25 protein-coding genes are annotated in these 24171 nt (G+C 49.5%); 15 read left to right on the top strand and 10 right to left on the bottom strand.

The window, feature by feature from the left end; translation table 11 throughout:
* Positions 1 to 3 precede the first annotated feature (3 nt).
* The gene (locus ACVXHP_RS05220) at positions 4 to 1086 is read left to right on the top strand and encodes an ABC transporter ATP-binding protein (protein WP_042308134.1); all 1083 of its coding nucleotides are present in this window, start codon (positions 4 to 6) and stop codon (positions 1084 to 1086) included.
* A 65-nt stretch (positions 1087 to 1151) separates the two neighbouring features.
* The gene (locus ACVXHP_RS05215) at positions 1152 to 2057 is read left to right on the top strand and encodes an OmpG family monomeric porin (protein WP_447571000.1); all 906 of its coding nucleotides are present in this window, start codon (positions 1152 to 1154) and stop codon (positions 2055 to 2057) included.
* Between the two features lie 31 nt (positions 2058 to 2088).
* Here ACVXHP_RS05215 and ACVXHP_RS05210 read toward each other — a convergent pair whose 3' ends face one another.
* The gene (locus tag ACVXHP_RS05210; RefSeq protein ID WP_447570999.1) at positions 2089 to 3099 is read right to left on the bottom strand and encodes a LacI family DNA-binding transcriptional regulator; all 1011 of its coding nucleotides are present in this window, start codon (positions 3097 to 3099) and stop codon (positions 2089 to 2091) included.
* Between the two features lie 230 nt (positions 3100 to 3329).
* Here ACVXHP_RS05210 and pspE point away from each other — a divergent pair, with 230 nt between their 5' ends.
* The 5 genes from pspE (at position 3330) to ACVXHP_RS05185 (ending at position 10728) form a co-directional block, all read left to right on the top strand.
* Complete coding sequence (gene pspE, locus ACVXHP_RS05205) at positions 3330 to 3647, top strand: thiosulfate sulfurtransferase PspE (protein ID WP_447570998.1); 318 nt, start codon at positions 3330 to 3332, stop codon at positions 3645 to 3647.
* A gap of 142 nt (positions 3648 to 3789) precedes the next feature.
* Positions 3790 to 5187 carry a YcjX family GTP-binding protein gene (locus ACVXHP_RS05200; protein WP_069324996.1) on the top strand — a complete coding sequence of 466 codons (1398 nt, stop codon included), beginning with the start codon at positions 3790 to 3792 and terminating at the stop codon, positions 5185 to 5187.
* Positions 5184 to 6245: a TIGR01620 family protein gene (locus tag ACVXHP_RS05195; RefSeq protein ID WP_447570997.1), complete on the top strand. Its 1062-nt coding sequence runs from the start codon at positions 5184 to 5186 to the stop codon at positions 6243 to 6245. The genes ACVXHP_RS05200 and ACVXHP_RS05195 overlap by 4 nt, the downstream gene beginning before the upstream one ends.
* A 146-nt stretch (positions 6246 to 6391) precedes the next feature.
* Positions 6392 to 7936 (top strand): transcriptional regulator TyrR, encoded by a 1545-nt coding sequence (gene tyrR, locus ACVXHP_RS05190; RefSeq protein WP_200006322.1) that lies wholly within the window; start codon positions 6392 to 6394, stop codon positions 7934 to 7936.
* Positions 7937 to 8256: 320 nt separating this feature from the next.
* Complete coding sequence (locus ACVXHP_RS05185; RefSeq protein ID WP_316128760.1) at positions 8257 to 10728, top strand: glycosyl hydrolase family 18 protein; 2472 nt, start codon at positions 8257 to 8259, stop codon at positions 10726 to 10728.
* 71 nt (positions 10729 to 10799) lie between these two features.
* Here the strand turns inward: ACVXHP_RS05185 and tpx are convergent, their stop codons facing one another.
* A complete protein-coding gene (gene tpx / locus ACVXHP_RS05180) occupies positions 10800 to 11306 on the bottom strand; it encodes a thiol peroxidase (protein ID WP_316128759.1) in 507 nt (168 codons plus the stop codon).
* A gap of 115 nt (positions 11307 to 11421) precedes the next feature.
* Here tpx and ycjG point away from each other — a divergent pair, with 115 nt between their 5' ends.
* Entirely contained in the window at positions 11422 to 12387 is a 966-nt protein-coding gene (gene ycjG, locus ACVXHP_RS05175; protein WP_316128758.1) for an L-Ala-D/L-Glu epimerase, read from the top strand.
* On the opposite strand, the gene mpaA is transcribed toward ycjG, so the two are convergent.
* The gene (gene mpaA / locus ACVXHP_RS05170) at positions 12362 to 13090 is read right to left on the bottom strand and encodes a murein tripeptide amidase MpaA (RefSeq protein ID WP_316128757.1); all 729 of its coding nucleotides are present in this window, start codon (positions 13088 to 13090) and stop codon (positions 12362 to 12364) included. The two genes, ycjG and mpaA, sit on opposite strands and share 26 nt — an antisense overlap.
* A 184-nt stretch (positions 13091 to 13274) precedes the next feature.
* Between mpaA and mppA the strand changes: the two genes are divergently transcribed.
* Positions 13275 to 14888, top strand: a complete 1614-nt coding sequence (gene mppA / locus ACVXHP_RS05165) for a murein tripeptide ABC transporter substrate-binding protein MppA (protein WP_316128756.1) — start codon at positions 13275 to 13277, stop codon at positions 14886 to 14888.
* Positions 14889 to 14917: 29 nt separating this feature from the next.
* Here mppA and ACVXHP_RS05160 read toward each other — a convergent pair whose 3' ends face one another.
* Positions 14918 to 15490 carry a MarR family winged helix-turn-helix transcriptional regulator gene (locus ACVXHP_RS05160; protein WP_316128755.1) on the bottom strand — a complete coding sequence of 191 codons (573 nt, stop codon included), beginning with the start codon at positions 15488 to 15490 and terminating at the stop codon, positions 14918 to 14920.
* A 116-nt stretch (positions 15491 to 15606) separates the two neighbouring features.
* Here ACVXHP_RS05160 and ACVXHP_RS05155 point away from each other — a divergent pair, with 116 nt between their 5' ends.
* Together ACVXHP_RS05155 and ACVXHP_RS05150 are read left to right on the top strand one after the other, a co-directional pair.
* A complete protein-coding gene (locus ACVXHP_RS05155) occupies positions 15607 to 15837 on the top strand; it encodes a glutaredoxin family protein (RefSeq protein WP_316128754.1) in 231 nt (76 codons plus the stop codon).
* 66 nt (positions 15838 to 15903) lie between these two features.
* Entirely contained in the window at positions 15904 to 16173 is a 270-nt protein-coding gene (locus tag ACVXHP_RS05150; protein ID WP_316128753.1) for a Rho-binding antiterminator, read from the top strand.
* Positions 16174 to 16202: 29 nt separating this feature from the next.
* On the opposite strand, the gene ACVXHP_RS05145 is transcribed toward ACVXHP_RS05150, so the two are convergent.
* The gene (locus tag ACVXHP_RS05145) at positions 16203 to 16973 is read right to left on the bottom strand and encodes a DeoR/GlpR family DNA-binding transcription regulator (RefSeq protein ID WP_200006330.1); all 771 of its coding nucleotides are present in this window, start codon (positions 16971 to 16973) and stop codon (positions 16203 to 16205) included.
* 116 nt (positions 16974 to 17089) lie between these two features.
* Between ACVXHP_RS05145 and ACVXHP_RS05140 the strand changes: the two genes are divergently transcribed.
* Positions 17090 to 17473: a VOC family protein gene (locus tag ACVXHP_RS05140; RefSeq protein ID WP_200006331.1), complete on the top strand. Its 384-nt coding sequence runs from the start codon at positions 17090 to 17092 to the stop codon at positions 17471 to 17473.
* A gap of 172 nt (positions 17474 to 17645) precedes the next feature.
* Positions 17646 to 18098, top strand: a complete 453-nt coding sequence (locus ACVXHP_RS05135) for a cupin domain-containing protein (RefSeq protein ID WP_200006332.1) — start codon at positions 17646 to 17648, stop codon at positions 18096 to 18098.
* 112 nt (positions 18099 to 18210) lie between these two features.
* On the opposite strand, the gene ACVXHP_RS05130 is transcribed toward ACVXHP_RS05135, so the two are convergent.
* Positions 18211 to 19242, bottom strand: coding sequence for a mechanosensitive ion channel family protein (locus tag ACVXHP_RS05130; RefSeq protein WP_200006333.1), 1032 nt, complete (start codon positions 19240 to 19242; stop codon positions 18211 to 18213).
* Positions 19243 to 19486: 244 nt separating this feature from the next.
* On the opposite strand from ACVXHP_RS05130, the gene ACVXHP_RS05125 reads away from it, so the two are divergent.
* Positions 19487 to 19747: a DUF2534 family protein gene (locus ACVXHP_RS05125; protein ID WP_038640840.1), complete on the top strand. Its 261-nt coding sequence runs from the start codon at positions 19487 to 19489 to the stop codon at positions 19745 to 19747.
* Positions 19748 to 19792: 45 nt separating this feature from the next.
* Here ACVXHP_RS05125 and uspE read toward each other — a convergent pair whose 3' ends face one another.
* The 4 genes from uspE to ogt form a co-directional block, all read right to left on the bottom strand.
* On the bottom strand, positions 19793 to 20743 hold the full coding sequence (gene uspE, locus ACVXHP_RS05120) for a universal stress protein UspE (protein WP_137370659.1): 951 nt from the start codon (positions 20741 to 20743) through the stop codon (positions 19793 to 19795).
* Positions 20744 to 20961: 218 nt separating this feature from the next.
* The gene (locus ACVXHP_RS05115; protein WP_447570996.1) at positions 20962 to 21777 is read right to left on the bottom strand and encodes an APH(3')-I family aminoglycoside O-phosphotransferase; all 816 of its coding nucleotides are present in this window, start codon (positions 21775 to 21777) and stop codon (positions 20962 to 20964) included.
* Between the two features lie 145 nt (positions 21778 to 21922).
* Positions 21923 to 22675 carry a fumarate/nitrate reduction transcriptional regulator Fnr gene (fnr, locus tag ACVXHP_RS05110; RefSeq protein WP_003020397.1) on the bottom strand — a complete coding sequence of 251 codons (753 nt, stop codon included), beginning with the start codon at positions 22673 to 22675 and terminating at the stop codon, positions 21923 to 21925.
* 194 nt (positions 22676 to 22869) lie between these two features.
* On the bottom strand, positions 22870 to 23385 hold the full coding sequence (gene ogt, locus ACVXHP_RS05105) for a methylated-DNA--[protein]-cysteine S-methyltransferase (protein WP_200006335.1): 516 nt from the start codon (positions 23383 to 23385) through the stop codon (positions 22870 to 22872).
* 214 nt (positions 23386 to 23599) lie between these two features.
* Between ogt and smrA the strand changes: the two genes are divergently transcribed.
* Complete coding sequence (gene smrA, locus ACVXHP_RS05100) at positions 23600 to 24163, top strand: DNA endonuclease SmrA (RefSeq protein ID WP_200006336.1); 564 nt, start codon at positions 23600 to 23602, stop codon at positions 24161 to 24163.
* Positions 24164 to 24171: the final 8 nt, after the last annotated feature.

The raw sequence follows: 24171 nt of genomic DNA, 5'->3' as shown, positions 1-24171 counted from the left end.
AACATGGCACAGCTTTCGTTGCAGCATATTCAAAAAATTTACGACAACCAGGTCCACGTCGTTAAAGACTTCAATCTGGAAATCGAAGACAAAGAGTTTATTGTTTTTGTTGGGCCTTCCGGTTGCGGGAAGTCAACGACGTTGCGCATGATCGCCGGTCTGGAAGAGATCAGCGGCGGCGATCTGCTGATTGACGGTAAACGGATGAATGATGTGCCGGCGAAATCGCGCAATATTGCGATGGTTTTTCAGAACTACGCGTTGTACCCGCACATGACCGTCTATGACAACATGGCGTTTGGCCTGAAGATGCAGAAAATTGCTCCGGCAGTGATCGAGGAGCGCGTCAACTGGGCGGCGCAAATCCTTGGCCTGCGCGATTACCTGCAGCGTAAACCTGGCGCGTTATCTGGCGGTCAGCGTCAGCGCGTGGCGCTGGGACGTGCGATTGTTCGTGAGGCTGGGGTTTTCCTGATGGATGAGCCTTTATCGAATCTCGATGCCAAACTTCGCGTTCAGATGCGGGCAGAAATTAGCAAACTGCATCAGAAACTGAATACCACCATGATATATGTTACCCATGATCAAACCGAAGCCATGACTATGGCAACGCGTATTGTGATTATGAAGGATGGCATTGTTCAACAGGTTGGCGCACCTAAAACGGTGTATAACCACCCGGCAAATATGTTCGTCGCCGGATTTATTGGTTCACCGGCCATGAATTTTATTCGTGGCGCGATTGATGGTAATAAATTCGTTACTGAAACGCTGAAGTTAACCATTCCAGAAAATAAATTAGCACAGCTAAAAGCGCAGGGTTATGAGCATCAGGCCGTTATACTGGGTATTCGTCCTGAAGATATACATCCGCAGCTTAATAATGAAAACAATGTATCGGCAAAAATTAGCGTGGCAGAACTAACTGGCGCTGAGTTTATGCTTTATACCGTTATTGGGGGGCATGAGTTGGTGGTCCGTGCCGGGGCAGTGAATGATTATCACGCAGGAGAAAATATCACTATTCATTTTGATATGGCGAAATGCCATTTCTTTGATGCTGAAACTGAAGTGGCTATTCAATAAAATCCTGGGGGGATAACCCCCCAAACCTTGGGGTATTTTTGCGAGTATTTTAACAAGGAATAATAATGAAAACCCTACTGTCCGCAACTGCGCTGATTATGAGCGCAGGAGTGGCCTGCGCGCAGGCCGCTGAAAAAAATGACTGGCACTTTAATATCGGTGCCATGTACGAAATAGAAAACGTTGAAGGTCAGGGCGAAGATATGGATGGACTGGCTGAGCCGTCTGTCTATTTTAATGCGTCCAATGGCCCATGGAAAATATCTCTGGCCTATTATCAGGAAGGCCCGGTTGATTATAGCGAGGGTAAACGCGGTACCTGGTTTGATCGCCCGGAACTGGAAGTTCGCTATCAATTCCTCGAAAGCGAGGAGGTTAATTTCGGATTGACCGGTGGTTTCCGTAATTACGGCTATCACTATGTTAATGAACCAGGAAAAGACACCGCTAATATGCAGCGCTGGAAAGTTCAGCCAGACTGGGATGTTAAACTTACTGACGATTTGCGTTTTAGCGGTTGGCTGGCAATGTATCAATTCGTCAATGACTTGAGTACCACGGGTTACTCCGATAGTCGCGTTGAAAGCGAAACCGGTCTGAATTATACCTTCAACGAAACGGTGGGCTTAACGGTCAACTATTATCTCGAACGCGGCTTTAATCTGGCAGATTCGCGTAATAATGGTGAGTTCTCAACCCAGGAAATCCGTGCTTACTTACCGTTGTCTTTAGGCAATACCACCCTGACGCCCTACACCCGTATTGGCCTCGACCGCTGGACTAACTGGGACTGGCAGGATGATCCGGAACGTGAAGGGCATGATTTCAATCGCCTTGGTTTACTGTATGCCTATGATTTCCAAAATGGTTTATCAATGACCCTGGAATATGCCTATGAATGGGAAGATCATGACGAAGGTGAAAGCGACAGATTCCATTATGCAGGTATCGGTGTGAATTACGCATTCTAAAATGTGCAGGGGCATTGTTATGCCCCTGTTTTTACACCAGTGAGTCGGCTAACGATATTTGCGTGCTCACGGTGATATTTTGTAAACCTTTCTCACCTGCAATCAGGTTAAATAATAAATTACAGCTTTGTTCGCCGAGCTGCTGGGTTGGGACATCAATGCCTCCCGGCACGGGCGTCAGCATAAATGACAACAGTTCATTACTGTAGCCTACAACGGCAAGCTGTTGCGGAATGGTGATATTTTTCTCAGCCGCTACGCGATATAAACTCATTAACTTTAAACTGTCGGTGGCAAATACTGCATCGGGTAACGGTTGTTGACTCAGCAATTTCCGCGAAGCGAGCAGGGCTGTCTCATGAGTATAACCCCCATCAATAATCCACTCATCGCGTATTTGAATATTATGTGCCTGAAGGCTGGCTTTATACCCGTTGACGCGATCGATGGAAACATGAACGTCAAGCGGGGCATGTAAACAGGCAATATTACTGTGTCCGCTCTCAATAAGCGCATTTGTCAGTGTGATGCTGTCGCGATAGTTATCAGTGTCTACAGAATAGACATTGGCGTACTCACCTTCCACTTTACCAATAACCACAACCGGGACGTTGTATTTATCCAGTCTTGCAAAAAAAGATTCATCAGCGGGAGAACTCAGCATGATGATGCCTTTGATCAATTTTTGTTTAATTTTGCTCTCACACTTTTGTAGATCATCTTCGGTGCTTCGCGACGTCTGTAATATGACATCAAAACCAACTTCTTCGGCTTTGGCCGTAATAGCATGCAGCACTTCAGAGAAAAAGGGATTACCGGCGGTTGTTTTGGCAGAACGGGTCGATATCACCATTATTGCGTCAAAGCCGGAAGAGGTGAGTGCCCGAGCCAGTTTATTGGGCTGATACTGTAATTCATCAATCGCACGCAGCACTTTTTCCAGCGCTTCCGGCGAGATGTTGGTTTGCTTATTCAGCACGCGCGATACCGTGGATTTTGATACGCCAGCGGCTCGTGCAATATCATAAATGGTAGGAGACATAGATCCCAAGCTCCGTCCGAGAGTCAATGGCGGACATATTATGGAGTTCACTGCCGAATGACAACAATCACGGAATGCTGACACAAAAATCAAAAGGCACACCACACAATGTGTTACCCGCAGAACAATGTGATCTGCTGGCGTGTACGATGATAATGCAGTCGCAATATTTTCTTAAGAACTGGCGTATAGTGTTGTAGTGAAATCCAACTCTCGATCAGGAAGATATTATGTTTAAAAAAGGCGTATTAGCGTTGACACTGGTCATTGGCATGCCGGTTTATGCTGCCGAACACTGGATTGATGTTCGTGTTCCTGAGCAATACCAACAGCAGCATATTCAGGGTGCCGTCAACATTCCGTTAAAAGAGATCAAGGCGCGTATCGCAACAGAAGTGCCTGATAAGACCGACACCGTGAAGCTGTATTGCAACTCCGGGCGTCAATCGGGGCAGGCGAAGGATATGCTTCTTGAAATGGGCTACACGCAGGTGACGAATGAAGGTGGGATCAACCAGATCGCGCAGCCTAAAGTAGAGAAAAACTAAACCACCCGTATTTCTTCTGTAACAGGCGGTAGGAATAATGCCGTCTGACACCGCTCAGGTAGTTGATAAATAAGAATTACCCCCTATCTTTACTTCCTGTTTGTTATAATTTCTTCGGTTCCTTCAGCATAACGGGATGGCGATGAAGCGACTTAAAAATGAACTCAATTCGCTGGTTAATCGCGGCGTAGATCGACATTTGCGCCTGGCTGTCACCGGGCTTAGCCGTAGCGGTAAGACGGCGTTTATCACCGCGATGGTAAACCAGTTACTCAATATTCATGCCGGTGCGCGTCTGCCGTTGCTCAGTTGCGTGCGCGAAGAGCGTCTGCTCGGCGTTAAACGGGTCCCTCAACGTGATTTTGGCATTCCGCGTTTTACCTATGATGAGGGACTGGCTCAGCTGTACGGATCTCCGCCAGCCTGGCCGACTCCGACGCGTGGGGTGAGCGAAATTCGCCTGGCGCTGCGCTACAAGTCCAATGACTCGCTGCTGCGCCACTTTAAAGACACCTCCACGCTGTATCTGGAAATCGTTGATTATCCGGGCGAGTGGCTGCTCGATCTACCGATGCTGGCGCAGGATTACCTGAGCTGGTCGCGACAAATGACCGGATTATTGCAAGGGCAGCGGGGTGAATGGTCGGCCAGATGGAGACAGCTATGCCAGGGGCTGGATCCGCTGGCCCCGGCTGATGAAAACCGACTGGCGGAAATCGCCGCCGCGTGGACGGAGTATTTGCATCAGTGCAAACAGCAGGGGCTGCATTTTATTCAGCCAGGACGCTTTGTCCTGCCGGGAGATATGGCGGGTGCACCCGCGCTGCAATTCTTCCCGTGGCCGGATGTTGAAGAATACGGTGAATCAAAGCTGGCGCAGGCGGACAAACACACCAACGCGGGCATGTTGCGCGAGCGGTTTAATTACTATTGCGAAAAGGTTGTGAAGGGCTTTTATAAGAATCACTTCCTACGTTTTGATCGCCAGATTGTACTGGTGGATTGCCTGCAACCGCTAAACAGCGGGCCACAGGCGTTCAATGATATGCGTCTGGCGCTGACCCAATTGATGCAAAGCTTCCATTACGGGCAGCGTACGCTGTTTCGTCGGCTGTTTTCCCCGGTGATCGACAAACTGCTGTTTGCCGCCACCAAAGCCGATCATGTCACGGTCGACCAGCACGCTAATATGGTGTCGTTGCTCCAGCAACTGATTCAGGATGCCTGGCAAAACGCCGCGTTCGAAGGTATTAGCATGGATTGCCTGGGGCTGGCATCGGTACAGGCAACCACCAGCGGCCTGATTGATGTGAAAGGCGAAAAGATCCCGGCGCTGCGTGGCAATCGCCTGAGCGATGGTGAACCGCTGACCGTTTATCCTGGCGAAGTGCCCGCGCGGTTGCCTGGGCAGGCGTTCTGGGACAGTCAGGGGTTTCAGTTTGAGGCTTTTCGCCCGCAGGTAATGGACGTTGATAAACCCTTACCTCATATCCGTCTTGATGCCGCGCTGGAGTTTTTAATAGGAGATAAATTGCGATGAGCGAGCCGTTAAAACCGCGTATCGATTTCTCAGGTCCGCTGGACGTGGAACAAAACACGGCGTTTAAAGCGCAGCAAATGTTCAACGAAACGGAAGCGCAGACCTTTGCTCCGGCGACACTGGATGAGCCTCTGGAAGACGAAGGTCAGGCAGAAGCCGTGATTGATGCTGCCTTACGGCCTAAACGCAGTCTGTGGCGCAAAATGGTGATGGGCGGGCTGGCGCTGTTTGGCGTGAGCGTTGTCGCGCAGGGCATACAGTGGACCATGAACGCCTGGCAAACTCAGGACTGGGTCGCGTTGGGAGGATGCGCTGCGGGTGCGCTGATCGTCGGTGCGGGCGTTGGTTCAGTGGCGACTGAGTGGCGCAGGTTGTGGCGTTTGCGCCAGCGAGCGCATGAACGTGATGAAGCGCGAGACCTGATTCATAGCCACGGAACAGGAAAAGGGCGTGCGTTTTGTGAAAAGCTGGCGCAGCAGGCGGGTATCGATCAGTCGCATCCGGCGTTACAGCGCTGGTATGCCTCTATCCATGAAACGCAAAACGATCGCGAAGTCGTCAGTCTGTATGCTCATCTTGTGCAGCCGGTACTGGACGCGCAGGCGCGACGTGAGATCAGCCGTTCTGCAGCGGAATCCACGCTGATGATTGCCGTCAGCCCGCTGGCGCTGGTGGATATGGCATTTATTGCGTGGCGCAATCTGCGTCTGATTAATCGTATCGCTTCGCTGTATGGCATTGAACTCGGGTATTACAGTCGTCTGCGTCTGTTCCGTTTGGTGCTGCTGAATATCGCTTTTGCCGGGGCCAGTGAACTGGTGCGGGAAGTCGGAATGGACTGGATGTCACAGGATTTAGCAGCCCGGCTCTCGACGCGTGCCGCGCAGGGTATTGGCGCGGGATTATTAACGGCGCGTCTTGGGATTAAAGCCATGGAGCTGTGTCGTCCCTTGCCGTGGATCGATGACGACAAACCACGCCTGGGTGATTTTCGCCGCCAGCTGATTGGCCAGGTCAAAGAGACCTTACAAAAGAACAAATCCCCGCGTGAAAGTTAGCCAGAAGAGGGGGCCGATCGTATAACTTTACGCCGCGGCGCCCTGTTTTCCAGCGTGCTGTCAATATTTGTTGACAGAGTTCTTCCTGCAAACCAAATACTGTCTTATCATTTAACACATAATCCCTTGTCCAGGTGAAGGTTCCTATGCGTTTGGAAGTCTTTTGTGAAGACCGACTTGGTCTGACCCGCGAATTACTCGATTTACTGGTGCTGAGAAGCATTGATTTACGCGGTATCGAGATTGACCCCATCGGGCGAATTTACCTTAATTTTGCGGAACTGGAGTTCACCAACTTCAGTAGCCTGATGGCTGAAATCCGCCGTATTTCAGGGGTTACGGATGTACGTACCGTCCCCTGGATGCCTTCGGAACGTGAGCATCTGGCACTGAGCGCACTGCTTGAGGCATTGCCTGAACCCGTTCTTTCTCTGGATATGAAAAGCAAAATTGAGATGGCGAACCCTGCGAGCTGTCAGCTTTTTGCTCACACTCAGGAGCGGATGCGTAATCATACGGCCGCCCAGTTAATCAATGGCTTTAACTTCCAGCGCTGGCTTGAAAGCAATCCGCAGGATTCACATAGCGAGCATGTCGTAATTAACGGACAGAATTTCCTGATGGAAATTACGCCAGTCCACTTGCAGGGTGAAAATCAGGAGCAAATGCTGACGGGAGCCGTTGTCATGTTGCGTTCCACCATCCGGATGGGGCGTCAGCTGCAAAATATGACCACGCAGGATCTGAGCGCGTTTAGCCAGATTATTGCCGTCAGCGCCAAAATGAAGCATGTTGTAGAACAGGCCCGTAAGCTGGCGACGCTGAGCGCACCGCTGTTGATTACGGGTAATACCGGTACGGGTAAAGATCTCTTTGCCCATGCCTGTCATTTGGCGAGCCCGCGCGCGGCGAAGCCGTATCTGGCGCTGAACTGTGCATCAATCCCTGAAGATGCGGTCGAAAGCGAGCTGTTTGGTCACGCAGGGGAAGGTAAAAAAGGGTTCTTTGAGCAGGCGAACGGCGGCTCGGTGCTGCTGGACGAGATTGGCGAAATGTCGCCGAGTATGCAGACCAAATTGCTGCGTTTCCTCAATGACGGGACGTTCCGCCGGGTGGGAGAAGATCATGAAGTCCATGTTGATGTACGTGTGATTTGTGCCACGCAAAAAAACCTGGTGGAGCTGGTGCAGAAAGGGCTTTTCCGTGAGGATCTCTATTATCGTCTGAACGTGCTGACCCTCAACCTGCCGCCGCTGCGCGATTGTCCGCAAGATATCATGCCGCTTACCGAACTGTTTGTGGCGCGTTTTGCCGACGAACAGGGCGTGCCACGTCCGAAATTATCCGCCGATCTCAGCACGGTGTTAACCCGCTACGGCTGGCCGGGTAACGTACGCCAGCTCAAAAATGCCATCTATCGGGCGTTGACCCAGTTGGAGGGGTATGAGCTGCGGCCACAGGATATTTTATTGCCAGATTACGATGCGGCGACGGTTGCGGTCGGAGAAGAGGTGATGGAAGGCTCGCTCGATGAAATTACCAGCCGCTTTGAACGCTCGGTGCTGACGCAGCTTTATATGAACTATCCCAGCACGCGCAAACTGGCGAAAAGACTTGGCGTTTCCCATACCGCAATAGCCAATAAACTGCGCGAGTATGGCCTGAGCCAGCAGAAAAAAAGCGAAGAATAGAACACGGTTGCCAGCCCTGACACCGGGGTTGGCAATATTTTATTTGTTTTCAGGCTGAATGTACGTTAACTACGTTCTTCACCTCAGTCATATAATTTCTATGTTTCTGGAGATACCCTCACTTTTCGCCTTCATGCAATTACATTATTTTAGATATATATAATCAATTTTATTAATCATATTTAATATAAATTCTGGTGCGACCAGTATCCCTCATTCTGAATTAATTAGCCTTTTCGCGGTAGTTTATTTCGTTAATTCAGCATTCCTTTTACAATTAATCGCATTTTGAATAATGCAACTATTAATAAGGGATGATTATGAAACTTAATATATTTACCAAAGCAATGATTGGAATGGGAGTATTATGCGCGGCCGCTCCTGTATTTGCTCTTGAAGCCTGGAACGGGCAAGAAGGAACAGGTCCTTACGAAGTTATTTACAACAGCGGCGTCTATACTAATGCCTGGTGGGTGGGTGCTTCGGACTGCCCGGGGAATGCCACTGATGAGGACCCAAATAACCCGTGGCGTTTTGAACGTGATGCAACGACAGCGGAAATTGCGGAATATGGCAACCCGACAACGTGCGATACCGGCGGAGGTACGGTAACCTATCCGGACTACAATAGCGCAAATGCCTACAATGCCAATGATATTGTCACTTACAACAATGCGACCTGGCAGACGTCTACCGCACAGAGTGCATACGGTTTCACGCCGGGTGCAGCCAATCCGTGGGAAGTGTATGCGGAAGTCGCGCAGTGGACGGCAACCACAACCTACAACAAAGGCGATAAAGTTCAGAAAGACGGCCAGGAGTATGAGGCGCTCTTTTATACCATTGGCGACGATCCTTCTCTTGAGGCTAACCAGAATCCGTCCGGAACCAATGGCCGTCCATGGAAACCGTTAGGCGCCGTCGTAACCTATACGACAGATCAATTAAATAACGCACCTGAGTTTAATTCATCGACACTATATGAAAGCGGTACATTAATTCGTTACAACGGCGACAACTATGTCTCCCAGGCTAAAGTCCAGAAAATCACGCCATCCGATACCAACCCATGGAAAATTTATATTGACTGGTCCGGCACTAAAGCGATGGTCGGGACGCCTTCAGCACCGTGGCCAGCGCATGTCTACGCGCCGTATGTCGACTATACCCTGAACTCGTTACCTGACCTTGCAAGCCTGGCCAAAAACCAGAGTGTGACCCACTTCACCATGGCCTTTGTGGTGGCGAAGGATGCTGATACCTGCCTGCCAACGTGGGGCACGGCGTACAACATCAACGATTACACGCAGTACAGCAAGATCAAAGCGCTGCGTGAAGCAGGCGGAGATGTCATGGTCTCTATTGGCGGCGCCAACAACTCACCGTTGGCGGCAGCCTGTACCGACGTATCACAACTGCAGCAGCACTATTATGACATCGTTGAAAACCTGAACCTGAACGTACTGGACTTCGACATCGAGGGTACTTGGGTTGCTGACCATGCCTCCATTAACCGCCGTAACGAAGCTGTTAAGGCTGCGCAGGAACAGTGGAAAGCGGAAGGTCGTAATGTAGGAATCTGGTACACGTTGCCGATTCTGCCAACCGGTTTGACCGATGACGGTTTGTATGTGTTGAATGACGCGAAGGCAAAAGGCGTAAATCTGGCTGGTGTGAACGTGATGGCAATGGACTATGGTAGCAGTACCTGCCAGTCAGACGGGAAGGAAGGGCAGAATATTCATGGCAAATGTGCGACCTCAGCCATCGAAAGTCTGTTCAACCAGCTGAAGCAGATCTTCACCGATAAGAGCGATGACGAGATCAATGCCATGATGGGCGTCACGCCAATGAACGGCTATAACGACGTTCAGGGCGAAGTGTTCTATCTGTCTGATGCGAACCTGGTGATGGACGATGCCAAAGATCGCGACATGGGCATGATCGGTATGTGGTCGATGATGCGTGACCAGCCTGGTGTTCCGGGGCAGGTTTCACCGGAACACAGCGGGTTAACTGAAACGCAGGCACCGCAGTATGCATTTAGCCAGGTCTTTGCGCCGTTTACTCATACGGAGGAATCAGCTGATACCGAAATCTCAGGGTTTACCGTTGATAAATCCAAGTTCTATCCTGTATTCACTTGGACGCAGAATACGGCAAGCATAAAAGCTCATAAATATACTGTTTCATTAAAAAAATCCGATGGTTATCTTCTGAAAGAAGGAACGTATAATTCCGAAGGCTACACCTCTCCAATGAAATTGATCGATCAAGGAAACGGCTATTCGCAGGTCAGTATGGATTATAACGAACTCCAGCCAGATTCTACGTTTACCGTTACTGATGAAAGTAATAAGGTTGTCCTGACCCATATGGTTACGTCCGAAGATAACGCGACGGCAAAACCATCCGATATTCTTTCTTCAACGTTGGCTTCAGATGGTAATAAAGTCAAATATAACTTGGGTATGAGCGTTCCTGTATGGGCTTCTTATCAATATTTTAATTTTTATATTGAGTATAAGGATTCCACTGGTAAGGTGAAAACCGAGCTCTGTGGTTCATGGTATGGGGCATCTCTCTCGCGCCCTGGCGGTACTAAATGTATCTCGTACTCATTTACTTCAGAAGGGGATAATTACATAGGCGCAGAGTACCCTGCATCATCATTACATCCGGGAGATAAATTCTATCTTGCGCTGGCAGATGGGAAATCATCTTCAGCCAAAATTCTGAATATATTAAACAGTATGACGGTATCCGAAGAGACTCTGAAATCGTCTAAATAATGTATCGTGTAGTCTGTCTAAATTAGTATAATTCAAAGCCGTAACATTATTTGTTACGGCTTTTTTACGAGTTATGCTTTTAATATATCTAAAGCAGCAGTGTAATCTGGTTCGGTAGTGATTTCATTGACCAGTTGGCTGAAAATGACATTGTCATTCTCATCAATAACGACCACGGCACGAGCAGCCAGGCCTTTCAGCGGGCCTTCAGCGATTTCAACGCCGTAGTTTTTCAGGAATTCTGTATTGCGCAGGGTGGACAGCGTGATAACGTTGCTCAGACCTTCCGCACCGCAAAAACGTGAGTGGGCAAATGGCAGGTCGGCTGAAATGCACAGTACGACGGTATTGTCGATTTCTGTCGCCAGTTGGTTAAACTTACGTACCGATGCCGCGCAAACGCCGGTATCGATGCTTGGAAAAATGTTCAGCACTTTGCGCTTGCCGGCGAACTGGCCCAGCGTAACGTCAGACAGATCTTTAGCCACAAGGGTAAAAGCCTGAGCTTTGCTTCCTGCCTGAGGAATGGAGCCGGCGACTGCAACCGGGTTGCCCTGGAAATGAACGGTTTGTGACATGGTTATCTTCCTGTTTACATATAATTAACGTCGAGGCTAGTTTATGCCATCAGCAGTTAACACGGCAAACGCTATTTGCGGATATCCGCTTCAGGGACTGCACTAAGGAAAATCAATGAGAACAGTTAAGGTATATGAGGAAGCCTGGCCACTGCACACTCCCTTTGTTATTGCCCGTGGGAGCAGAACCGAAGCGCATGTGGTGGTTGTCGAAGTGGAAGAAAATGGCGTCACAGGCGTCGGAGAGTGTACGCCTTATCCGCGCTACGGTGAAAGCGATGCCTCAGTGCTGGCGCAAATTATGAGCATTGCGCCACAACTGGAAAATGGACTGACGCGTGAAGAGCTGCAAAAGCTGCTGCCAGCGGGAGCAGCGCGTAACGCCGTGGACTGTGCGTTGTGGGATCTGAGTGCGCGTCAACAGCAGCAGTCTCTGGCTGAGCTGGTAGGTTGTGAACTGGCGGAGGTGGTGACGACAGCGCAAACGGTGGTGATTGGTACGCCGGAACAGATGGCGGCGAGCGCGGCAGCATTGTGGGAGAAGGGAGCGAGACTGCTGAAAGTCAAACTTGATGCCCGGTTAATCAGCGAACGGATGGTTGCCATTCGTGCGGCTGTCCCTGATGCCACGCTCATTGTCGACGCGAACGAATCCTGGCGGGCAGAGGGGCTGGCCGCGCGCTGTCAGCTTCTGGCTGATCTAGGTGTCGCGATGTTGGAACAGCCGCTCCCGGCACAGGATGATGCTGCGCTGGAGAATTTTGTGCATCCGCTGCCGATCTGCGCTGATGAAAGTTGCCACACCCGCAGCAGCCTGAAAGCGCTGCACGGGCGTTATGAAATGGTCAATATCAAACTGGATAAAACGGGTGGCCTGACCGAAGCGCTGGCGCTGGCCGTTGATGCTCGCGAGCAGGGATTTGCGCTGATGCTGGGGTGCATGCTGTGTACATCCCGGGCGATTGGCGCGGCGTTACCCCTCACGCCGCAGGTCAGTTTTGCCGATCTCGATGGACCTACCTGGCTTGCCAGCGACGCGGAGCCATCCCTGCATTTTACGACCGGACAGCTTCATCTCTAGGGTGCCAACGCAGGAGATTGGACATGGCCAGCAGGTATTTCTCGCTTGCTTCATCGGATGAAATGGGCGGGAATTCGGCGGTGATACAGTGCAAGCCCAGGTCGGCACACCAGCTACCAAAAGAGCCGGGCGTTTCATAACCTACGCTGGTAACCAGGGGCAACTCAAATGACTGCGCCAGCCACGCGCCCAATTCGCTGTGTCTGGGATCTTCAATACAGGCCAGCGGATCGTGGAAAGACACCACCCAGGCGGGATGAATCCGGTGAATAAGCTGACACAGCGCCTGGGTTTCTGGTTCTGACCCCGGATGCTCGCCGGTCAGCAATACCACGTCGCGTTCTTCTGCGCTACTGTTCCAGCGATACACCGTTTCACCCGCTTTCCAGTTTGCAGCAGGAAAGTTACGGTTAAGATCCACACCGTTCGCATTTGCGCGCAGTCCAAGCTGGCATCCATCGGGGTTCACCGCCAGCACAACATGATGACGACGCAGGGAAGGGTTAAGCGTACGCAAAGCGCAGGAAAGGGTGACGACCGATGAGTTTTCATCACCGTGTGTGCCTGCCAGTATCAGGCCGCTTTCACGATCGGCTGCCAGCGCAGGAAACCAAATTAGCGGTGCGCCTAACGATGAACGTCCGTAATGTTCGGTTCCTGGCGGAAATGCGCCGCGCTCGGCACGGGGACGGGTAGCGGTCATAGTCATCTCTGAATACTCGAATAGTTACTCGCAGTGTTGTGCAAAAAGTATGGATAATCAAATCGTTTTCACACACTAATCTTTTCAGGTGTAATATCACTTTCTTGTCGGAAGTTAATTGCATTTCCTGCTGGCGATACAAATAATTACACATTCACTTAGTAGCCGGAATTGAGGGTATTTTATGCAGCATTCTGTTTCAGTAACCTGTTGTGCGCTGTTGGTTAGCAGCATTTCCTTATCCTGGGCTGCTGATGTTCCCAGTGGAACGCTACTGGCAGAGAAACAAGAACTGGTGCGGCATATAAAAGATGAACCGGCGTCACTTGATCCGGCAAAGGCCGTCGGACTTCCTGAAATTCAGGTTATTCGTGATTTATTTGAAGGGCTGGTCAATCAGAATGAGAAGGGAGAAATTGTTCCTGGCGTCGCTACCCAGTGGAAAAGTAACGATAACCGCATCTGGACGTTTACGCTACGCGACAATGCGCAATGGTCCGATGGTACACCGGTAACGGCGCAGGATTTCGTCTACAGCTGGCAGCGTCTGGTTGATCCCAAAACACTGTCACCGTTTGCGTGGTTTGCTGCGCTGGCGGGTATTAGCAATGCTCAGGCGATCATCGATGGTAAAGCCGCGCCTGATAAGCTTGGCGTCAGCGCGGTTGATGCGCGTACACTGAAAGTTCAACTGGATAAACCGCTGCCCTGGTTTGCTAACCTGACGGCAAGTTTTGCATTTTATCCGGTACAAAAAGCCAACGTCGAGAGCGGCAAAGAGTGGACCAAACCGGGGAATTTGATTGGTAACGGCGCCTATGTGCTCAAAGATCGCGTGGTGAATGAAAAACTGGAGGTTGTACCCAATACACATTACTGGGACAACGGCAAAACGGTTCTGCAAAAAGTCACCTTTCTGCCTATTAACCAGGAATCGGCTGCCACCAAGCGCTACCTTGCAGGTGATATTGATATCACTGAATCCTTCCCGAAAAACATGTATCAGAAACTGTTGAAGGATATTCCGGGCCAGGTTTATACCCCACCTCAGCTTGGCACTTACTATTATGCTTTTAATACCCAGAAGGGGCCGACTGCCGATTCCCGCGTGCGACTGGCGCTCAGTATGACCATCGATCGTCGTTTGATGGCGGAGAAAGTATTGGGTACCGGCGAGAAGCCCGCATGGCATTTTACGCCGGATGTTACGGCAGGATTTGTACCTGAACCTTCGCCGTTTGAGCAAATGAGTCAGGAAGAGTTGAATGCGCAGGCGAAAACGCTGTTGCGTGCAGCAGGCTATGGTCCGCAGAAACCGCTTAAACTGACGCTGCTGTACAACACCTCTGAAAACCACCAAAAGATTGCTATCGCTGTGGCTTCTATGTGGAAGAAGAACCTCGGCGTTGACGTAAAACTGCAGAATCAGGAGTGGAAAACCTATATCGACAGCCGTAATACCGGCAATTTTGATGTGATCCGCGCTTCCTGGGTGGGGGACTACAATGAGCCTTCTACATTCCTGTCGCTATTAACATCGACCCATACGGGCAATATCTCCCGCTTTAGTAATCCGGCGTACGATAAAGTTTTAACTCAGGCTACGTTGGAAAATACCGAGAAGGCGCGGAATGCGGATTATAATACGGCAGAGAAAATACTGCTGGAACAGGCACCTATTGCGCCAATTTATCAGTATACCAACGGGCGGTTAATTAAACCGTGGCTGAAAGGGTATCCGATTACTAACCCTGAAGATGTCGCATACAGCCGCACAATGTACATTGTGAAGCACTGACAGAAATAACGGCTGGTGTAATTATTACATCAGCCTTTTTGGGTTTCCGGGGGCTGGTGTTCCCGGCAAATCAGCAACGCATCCTCTTCACTCAATCTCTCTTTCGTCAGATTACAAAATCCCTGTCCGTCAATTTTTTGGTGGAATCGACAACTATGACACAGTCCAAAGCCAGGCACATTGTTGGTCCGCTGGATCCCGCGTAACAGTTCAAACAGTAGCTCCTTAAGTACAGTCGCGCGTTCACCCATCGCCGTTTCACCTGCTACTAAAAACGTGGGCGGGAGCAGGGCGTCCAGTAAGGTACCGGCCGATTCAGTTAACTGTAAATGAACGCTGCGTTTATCGTGGGCATCCTGCTTGCGAACAATCAATCCTTTGCTTTCCAGCAGTTTCAGCGATTGCGATACGGTGCCTTTGGTGAGACCGAGGTAATCCGTTACGCCGAGCGGCGTATTGGAATAACGGTTGCAGCGAGCCAAATACATTAACGCGCTGAGTTGTACCGGTTGCAGTTCCGCCAGTAATGGATGTTGGCGAAACCACATCCGTGTCAGGCTGGAAAGCCTGTCCAGTACATCGAAAAGTGACATGTCGTGCATAACAACTTCCTCCTCGACATATAGTATCGATTAAAAACTATATTGACAAAGCATAAAAGTGGCGTAGCATAAATTATAGTATCGAATCGATACTATAATTTAAAAGGAGATCTGTCATGACCAAAGCCCGTTTTTATCATGCCGGTTGCCCGGTTTGCGTTTCCGCAGAAGAAGCACTGCTTCAGCATCTGTGTTCTGATGTTGAAATCGATGTTATTCACCTGGGAGAACAACCTGACCGTGTTGCGGAAGCAGAACTGTCTGGAGTGAAATCCGTTCCGGCGCTGGTGATCGACGGCAATGTGCTGCATATCAATTTTGGCGCACCCATTGAAGCACTGAAATAACTCTGCGCGTTCGGGGAGTGGCGTAAGCAATTTCCCGAACTTGCGTTGCTATAAGGAAGGGGAGTTATGAATTCTACAGCCAAGTACCATCCTATAGATTGCGATCTACATGATTATCTGGAAGTCGCCTGTCTGTACCATTATTGGTTGCATATTGAGCTAACGGATGGCACGAGTATGAGTGCCAGAGCGTTGACGACATGTACCACAAGGGATAAAGAAGAGTTTCTGTTGGTGGAATACCATGACAACCAGCAAAAAATTCGTCTGGATCGTTTGTCTGCGATCGCCGCGCTGACGACCGGGGCGACATTTAGCGTCGTGAACTTTAGTTGATTAACGACGCAACAAATTCGCGGCAGCTGTTATACGGTATAAATACGAATGTCATGTGCCTGGAAAGCCGTGGCATACTCTTTGCTGATATTTTCCTCCACGACAATCACATCGATATTGCTACTTTCGGTGACGACATAACGGGCGACTGCTGGGATCTTTTCCGCCGTCAGTGCGACAATAGTTTCATTGCTCTGTTTGATTACCGCTTTTTTGAACTCGCAATCCGCGTAATCAAATCCGGTTAAACCAGATTCTGGCGACATCGCGCAGCCGCCAATAAAACCCTGATCGAATAAGATGTTCTGCACTTGTGCGATGGCGGTGGCCCCAACACATCCTCCCGAAGATCTCTGCACCGCGCCGCCCAACATGATGACCTCAAACAGCGGTTTTTCCAGCAAAACGGCGGCAATCTCTGGGGAGTTGGTCACTACGGTTAACGCCAGTTCGGCGGGCAAGGCTTCAGCCATCGCTAAATTTGTGCTGCCCGTGTCGATAAAAATGCAACTGCCGGATTTGACCAGGCGGGCGCACCTCTGCGCGATACTGTTTTTTTTCGCCACATTAATGCTCTTGCGTACGGCGATGTCTTCGGATTCAGGAAGGGCGATGACTGCGCCGCCATAAACCTTTTTACACACGCCATCTTTACTCAGCTCATGCAGGTCGCGGCGAATCGTATGTTCAGAAACGCCTAGCCGACTGGCGAGCTCGGAACAAATGACTCTGCCGTTTTCCTGCAAGATCTGATAGATAAGCGCCTGGCGCTGTTCCGGGAAAGCGGCATAATCGAGCATAAACACTCCAGATAAAATAAACATCGAGCAATAATGCGCATAATCGTGCATTATGAATAACGATGTCAACATCCTTGAGAACATACTGTTCGGAATACAACGAGAAGAGGTCCGCGATGAAGATTGCGCATATGGCTTTATGGACACAGGATCTTGAGCAGCAAGCTCGTTTCTGGGTCACGTTCTTTGACGGAAAGATTAACGAAAAATACTGCAGTAAAACCAATCCTGGATTTGAATCTTATTTTGTTCGTATTGGCGATGAGATTGCGATTGAAATAATGACCAAACCGGGCTTAACAAGACAGCAGCCTGACAATAACTCTTGCGGATGGGTACACCTTGCTCTTTCGGTCGGCGGCGTCGGAAAAGTTGATTCCATCGCAACACGCGCGCAGGAACAGGGGATTTTAATTTCTGGACCACGAACCACCGGCGATGGCTATTACGAAGCGGTAATACAAGATCCTGACGGTAATTTAATTGAAATCGTCGCGTAACGCTGCACGCATTTGACTGCTGATAAATGGCGCATGTGACTGGCTATTAATGAGCGCAATTCATGAGTTTGTCCTTCTTTTCCCCTCTAATCGCCAGTGCATTTTGTCTCTATAATTTCGATGTTTTCAGCATCCGGTAGCGCAATGTCGCTACCGTTTTGGAGAGTCTACTATGAAAAATCAACTGAGTAATGCGCGTAATGCCGAACTGAAGACGTCAAATCAACAATTTGACGGCAATAGCATCTTTCCGCGAGGGGAGAAAAATGAAGCGTACGCGAAGTATTTCACTGGCGACAGCTACCTGACCATGCTCTCCATGGAAGGGGTAGTAATTGGTAACGTTGCGTTTGAACCTGGCTGCCGAAACTACTGGCATATCCATCATCAGGGCGGGCAAATTTTGCTGGTGACCGGTGGGCGAGGCTGGTATCAGGCGTGGAATCAACAGGCGCGCGAGCTAAAAACCGGTGACGTCGTACACATCCCGGCGGGAATGAAACACTGGCACGGCGCTGCGCGGGATAGCTGGTTTGCTCATATTGCTGTGGAAATACCGGCGCCTGGTGCGTCGAATGAATGGCTGGAGCCGGTTACTGATACTGAGTACAACATGCTTCCCTGAACAACGGTATTACAGTCGATGTAGAAAGCGATGTGAAATATCGCTTTCTAATTGATATTGTCTCATTGAAATAATGAGCAAAAAAGACGCGGGGTTCCGCATCTTTTTGTCGTTACTGTACCGCAGGTTGTGCTTCAGGATTATCCATATACAGCGTCTGGCTGGGAAATGCGAAGTCGGCGCCGTTTGCCTGGACTATCGAAATAATTTTCAAATAAACGTCTTGTTGTACCGCAAGCCACTCCTGCCATACGGTAGTTTTCGTGAAGCAATACACCATGATATTCAATGATGAATCAGCAAATTCATTGAAATAGACCAGCAGAGTTTGTTTCTGGTCTATCCCAGGATGATTTTGCAGCATTTGTCTGACCGCCTCGACAACGGCCCCAATTTTATCAGCATCTTCATATCGTAGCCCGATCACCGTTTTGATTCTTCTGTTGGTCATTCGCCCTGGATTTTCTACGCTGATAGAGGAGAAAATCGAGTTTGGGACATACAATGGACGATGATCGAAGGTGTTAATTTTGGTCATTCGCCAGCCAATTTCTGTCACTGTGCCTTCAATATTACGGTCCGGGGAACGGATCCAGTCGCCAATGCTAAACGGTCTGTCGAAATAGAGCATAATGCCAGAGAAAAAATTGCTCAGAATGTCTTTACCTGCCATACCTACCGCGATACCACCGATGCCGCCAAAGGTTAGCAGGCCGGATAAGCTCATACCGAAATGTTCGCCATACAGTAAAATGATGGCGACCACGATGGTAATCTTAATGATCCGCGACAGGATCCTTGCACTGGTAATATCTCTGCCTTTATTAATCTGCGTCTTTTCAAACTGATTAATCACCAGAAAGAGTTTGATTGTCAGAATCAACGCAATCAACGAGGTGCAGATAAAGTCGACTACGCTGGGAGAGATAAATTTCAGGTTGTAACTCTCGATCACGTTATTGGCAATACTGCCGAACGTTCCAATGATAATGGCATAGACGAAAAATTGTGCCGCATGAAATATGAACCCTTTGCAACGTCTTTCACCACGGTGAAACCAAACGCTCATCAGCACCAGTGCTGTAAAGCAACTGAGAATTACCGTCAAATTAAACGCATTATTCATAAACAGTTCAGCGATCATAATCCTTCCTGGCAGCTCCGTGGTTGCTAAATATCATCTGACATCCCGCTCATCGGATATTTTACGCAGTTTTGGCGCTCAGATCATTAATCAAAGGGCGAGAGAAATAATGCAATCAGCGCTATTTTCAGCGCAATCGCGAAAGCGTCACTGATGAAGCGGCGTTATGTAGCAGACAGTAAGTTGATGTCATGGTATTGTTAGCGCAAAGTAACAAGCTTTTCATCTGCAAAAGGACAGTACTATGATCATGGCTAAGCTGAAGACAGCGAAGGGACGAAAGTTTTTGTTGTGCCTGCTTGGAGTGTTTATTATCGCAGCGTCGGTAGTCACGCGAGCGACGATCGGTGGTGTTATTGAACAGTATGACATTCCGCTATCCGACTGGACCGCCTCAATGTATGCCATTCAATCTGCAATGATTTGTGTCTACAGCATGGTGTTTACCATTCTGCTTGCCATCCCGCTGGGCATCTACTTCCTTGGTGGCGACGAGAAACACTAAGTGTTTGTCATGCCGGATGAATATCCATCCGGCATTGTATGGTGGTTAGTCGTCTTCGTCGTCGTCCAGCTCAACGGGTGTCTGATACTGATCTGGCTTGATAACCAGCAGGTCACAGCGTAGATGATCGATAACCTGTTCCGCGGTATTTCCGAGGAACGCAGCAGAGATGCCGGTACGTCCGACGGTGCCCAGGACCACGATGCCCGCCTGTAAGTGTTCGGCTAAATCAGGGATAACCTCTTCAGGTAACCCTTTTTCAACGTGCGTTACTTTCTCATCAATACTGAATTTCTGGCGTAATGCCTTCATGGCCAGCAGATGCTGTCCACGTATCGCATCGTTATATACGCTGGGATCAAATTCAGGGAGCTCAATCGCAATGTTGATGGGGGTAACAGGGTAGGCGCCAACCAAATGCACTTCGGTATGGTTAACCTGTTCCGCCAGTTGCAGCGTTTCTTTGACCAGTTTTTCATTGAGGGCGTTGTGATAGGCCTCTTCACTGGCGAGGTTCACTGCAACCAGCGCTTTACCGCCTTCAGGCCACGGCTGGTCTTTAACCATCCACACCGGGCTTGGACATTTACGCAGTAAATGCCAGTCGGTCGGGGTGAAAATCACGGCTTCCAGACGGTCGTGTTGGTGCGCCATTTTTAGCACCAGGTCATGTTTGGCACTGATGACTTCCTGGATGATGGCTTCAAAGGGCCGGTTGTGCCAGACCACTTTTATCTCAAGAGGGATCCCTGCTTCGATGTAGTATTTCGCTTGTTCACGTATCCACGCCGTTCGCTGGCTGATGACACCCTGGCGCATTGCCGTACGCTCATCGGGCGACAGCAGGGTAGTCATCTCATAGGAAAAGTCATAGATCGGCAAAAAGGCTTTAATTTTGCCACCAATCCGTTGATGCAAATAAACAGCTCGCCGTAATGCTGGTTGATCGTCCTGGTTAGGATCGATGACGACCAGCATATTTTTATACATAGCCATACAGGGTCTCCTTACAACTGTCATCGCAGTTTGTAACTAAAAGAGTAACCCAATAATGAGGATTGAAACAGGGGAGAACCTCCAGCCAGATCAATAAATTGGGGAAATTTCCATTGTTAACCCACATCCCGCTCAATTTAAACGACTTTTCTCAATATGCCCGGCACCTGCAGTACACCGCCTTCTTAAGCCAGTCAGAGCCGAATCTCTCTGTTAATTTAAAAAAACTCATCAAGCATCAGGTGAAACTGTATTTTTTTCTCGTCGGGTTGAGGAAGGCCATATTGTTGTAAAAGCCTGTTCTGCAATGAAGGGGAAAAGTCACCGAGGCAGTTCCAGAGAATAGCGAGATCCTGGTATTGATCGGCGATGCCTGCTCGTCCAACATCAATACACCCCACTATTTCACCGTTACAAAAAATGAGGTTATCCAGCGAAAAGTCGCCGTGTGTTACAACTGGAACGGATGAGAAGGGCATAAGCGTATGCATCTTTTCCCAGACCTGTTCAACAGACCAGCCGCTACGTTCATCATCAAAATCCTCGGTATCAACCAGATTATTTTTCATGCGGGCTTGTGCCAGCGAGAGCCGAAATTGGTGGTTGCTGTTAAAAGGGCAGCTATTTACTGGAATGGCATGTAACCGGAGCAAGAATGCCGCCAAAGCATCTACAATATCATGGCTGGCATCAGGGTATTCTTCCAACATCTGGAATGCTGTTTTCCCTGGTATTGCAGTGGTGAGTAGCAACGCTTCGTCATCAGTACGGGAAAAATGCTTAACGCGTGGCAGCGGGATATGCTCTTTCAACCAGATAAGTCTGGCCATTTCATCCGTAATATCATCGGCTACACTACCTTTACCTTGCTTCAGATATAATTCCGGCGCATCGACCTTATCGTACAGACGATAGATTGCAGCCCCAGATTGGCCCACATTATCGCGTGCCCATTTATATCCCTCTAACTCAGCGTCCAGACTTGAATTTAATTGCAAACTCGCGCAGGCACTTTCCCTTTGAAAATGATTCATGACATTCCTTGGTATGAGTATGGATAAATGGCGGGGGCAATATTACAGGTTGATTATTTAAACAGGGGAGAACCTCCTGCCAAATCAATAAATCGGGAAAATTTAGTGATTTGACAGAAGGATAACAGAGATACTTGCAGAACGATTACGCAACGTTACGCGTGTGGCCAGCAAGAACTGCCAGCGCATCGCTATTCTCAATAGTGATATATTTGCCTTTAACCGCCAGCATACCGCTTTTCTGGAAACGACCCAGCAGGCGGCTGATAGTTTCAACCGTTAGACCGAGGTAGTTACCGATATCGCCACGGGTCATGGTCAGGCGGAATTCACGAGGCGAGAATCCACGCTGGGCGAAGCGGCGGGACAAATTGTAGATAAACGCCGCCAGGCGTTCTTCAGCGTTTTTCTTCGACAACAGCAGGATCATATCCTGGTCGCCTTTGATTTCGCCACTCATCAGACGCATCATCTGTTGACGCAGATTCGGCATTTTGCCGGACAGGTCATCCAGAGTTTCGAAAGGAATCTCGCATACCATTGAGGTTTCCAGCGCCTGGGCAAAGCTCGGGTGATGGCCGCTGCCAATCGCGTCAAAACCTACCAGGTCACCTGCCAGATGGAAACCGGTGATTTGCTCATCGCCTTGCTCGGTAATGGTATAGCTTTTAATCGTTCCGGAGCGGATAGCATAGAGTGATTTAAGCTCATCACCTGCTTTAAAGAGCGTCTGCCCCTTTTGGATAGGCTTTTTGCGCTCGATGATGTTATCGAGCTGGTCAAGCTCATGCTCGTTAAGTGTGAACGGGATGCAAAGCTGGCTGATGCTGCAATCCTGGCAATGGATAGCACAACCGCCAGACTGAATGCGCCGTATAATTCGCTTTTCCGGGATCATAGGTCTGCTCAAGCCGTAATTGATATTTGTCAATTTTAACATCTTTTTGGTGAGCACGTAAGCCTGAGCTACTCCCAAGAGAGAATAATTCAGGCATAACTGGGTTGAATGTTTGTATCTACCTGATTAACCGCACTTTCTTTAAGGCCGTATTATGTGGAAGTGTGATGAATAAGGCATTAATTGCCTGGATTCTAGAGTAGCAAATAGCCTTCATGACGCAATAACCACTCTTTTCGCTGCACGCCACCGGCATATCCAGTCATAGTGCCGTTACGCCCAATGACGCGATGACAAGGGACTACAATGCTTACCGGGTTTGACCCATTCGCTGCACCGACGGCTCTGGCAGCGCCGGGGCGTCCCAGCTTTTCGGCCAGTTGGCCATAATGCATGACCTGCCCACAGGGAATGGTACGTAACGCTTGCCAGACTTCGCGCTGGAAAGGCGTACCCGCGGTGGCGGTTTCCAGTGTGTCAATAATGCTAAGGTTTCCGGCAAAATATTCAGCCAGCTTATCACTTAATCCGCCAGGGTTTTTGGCAGCGATACGCTGATAACCTTCAGCGCGATAATGAATGTCCAGCAACTGCACCATACGATCGCTGTGTTGATCCCATTCGACCGCGCGCAGACGAAATTGCTCATCGCAAATAATCCACAGCGGGCCCAGCGGCGTGGCGATGGTGTCTTCCAGTAAGTTCAGCATCCGTTTCTCTCATTACAGCATTACAGGCAAGATGACACATTATCACGCCAGTTATCGTCGCAGCTATACCTCTAAAAATGGATATCAGTTTGTTGGAAGTAGATCGCTTCCACGACGTAAATCTGGTGAATTATTGGAAATAATCGTAAACCGTTGTCGGTATAATAGTGCGCGGTTATGATAAGACCCGTCGCAATACGCTGGAGGATGAAACATGAACCTTGATGATGCATCGTTGTTTCTTGACGCGATGGGGGATGTTCAACCGCTGAAAGGCCGCACCGAGGTGCACTGGCAGCCCACGCGCAATCTTCGCGCTCCGGCACGTATTGATACGCTTCAATTGGATAATTTTCTCTCGACGGGTTTTCTCGATATTGTCCCGTTGAGTGTACCGTTGGAATTTCGCCGCGAAGGTTTGCAGCACGGTGTGACTGACAAGCTACGAACCGGTAAATATCCGCAGCAGGCGAGTCTCAATCTCGTCCGTCAGCCCGTTGAAACCTGCCGTCAGATGCTCTTCAGTTTTATTCTGCAGGCACAGCAAGAAGGGTTGCGTAACGTGCTGGTGATACACGGTAAGGGGCGCGACGATAACTCTCATGCCAACATTGTTCGCAGCTATGTAGCGCGTTGGCTGACGGAGTTTGAAGATGTACAAGCCTACTGCGCCGCACTGCCGCATCACGGCGGCAGCGGGGCATGCTATGTGGCATTACGTAAAACCGCGCAGGCAAAACAGGAGAACTGGGAGCGTCACGCTAAGCGCAGTCGCTGACCGACGTA

The sequence above is a fragment of the Citrobacter freundii complex sp. 2025EL-00176 genome (assembly GCF_053309355.1).
Note: the sequence above shows the minus strand (reverse complement) of the source record. Positions and strands in the feature narration are given on the sequence as shown.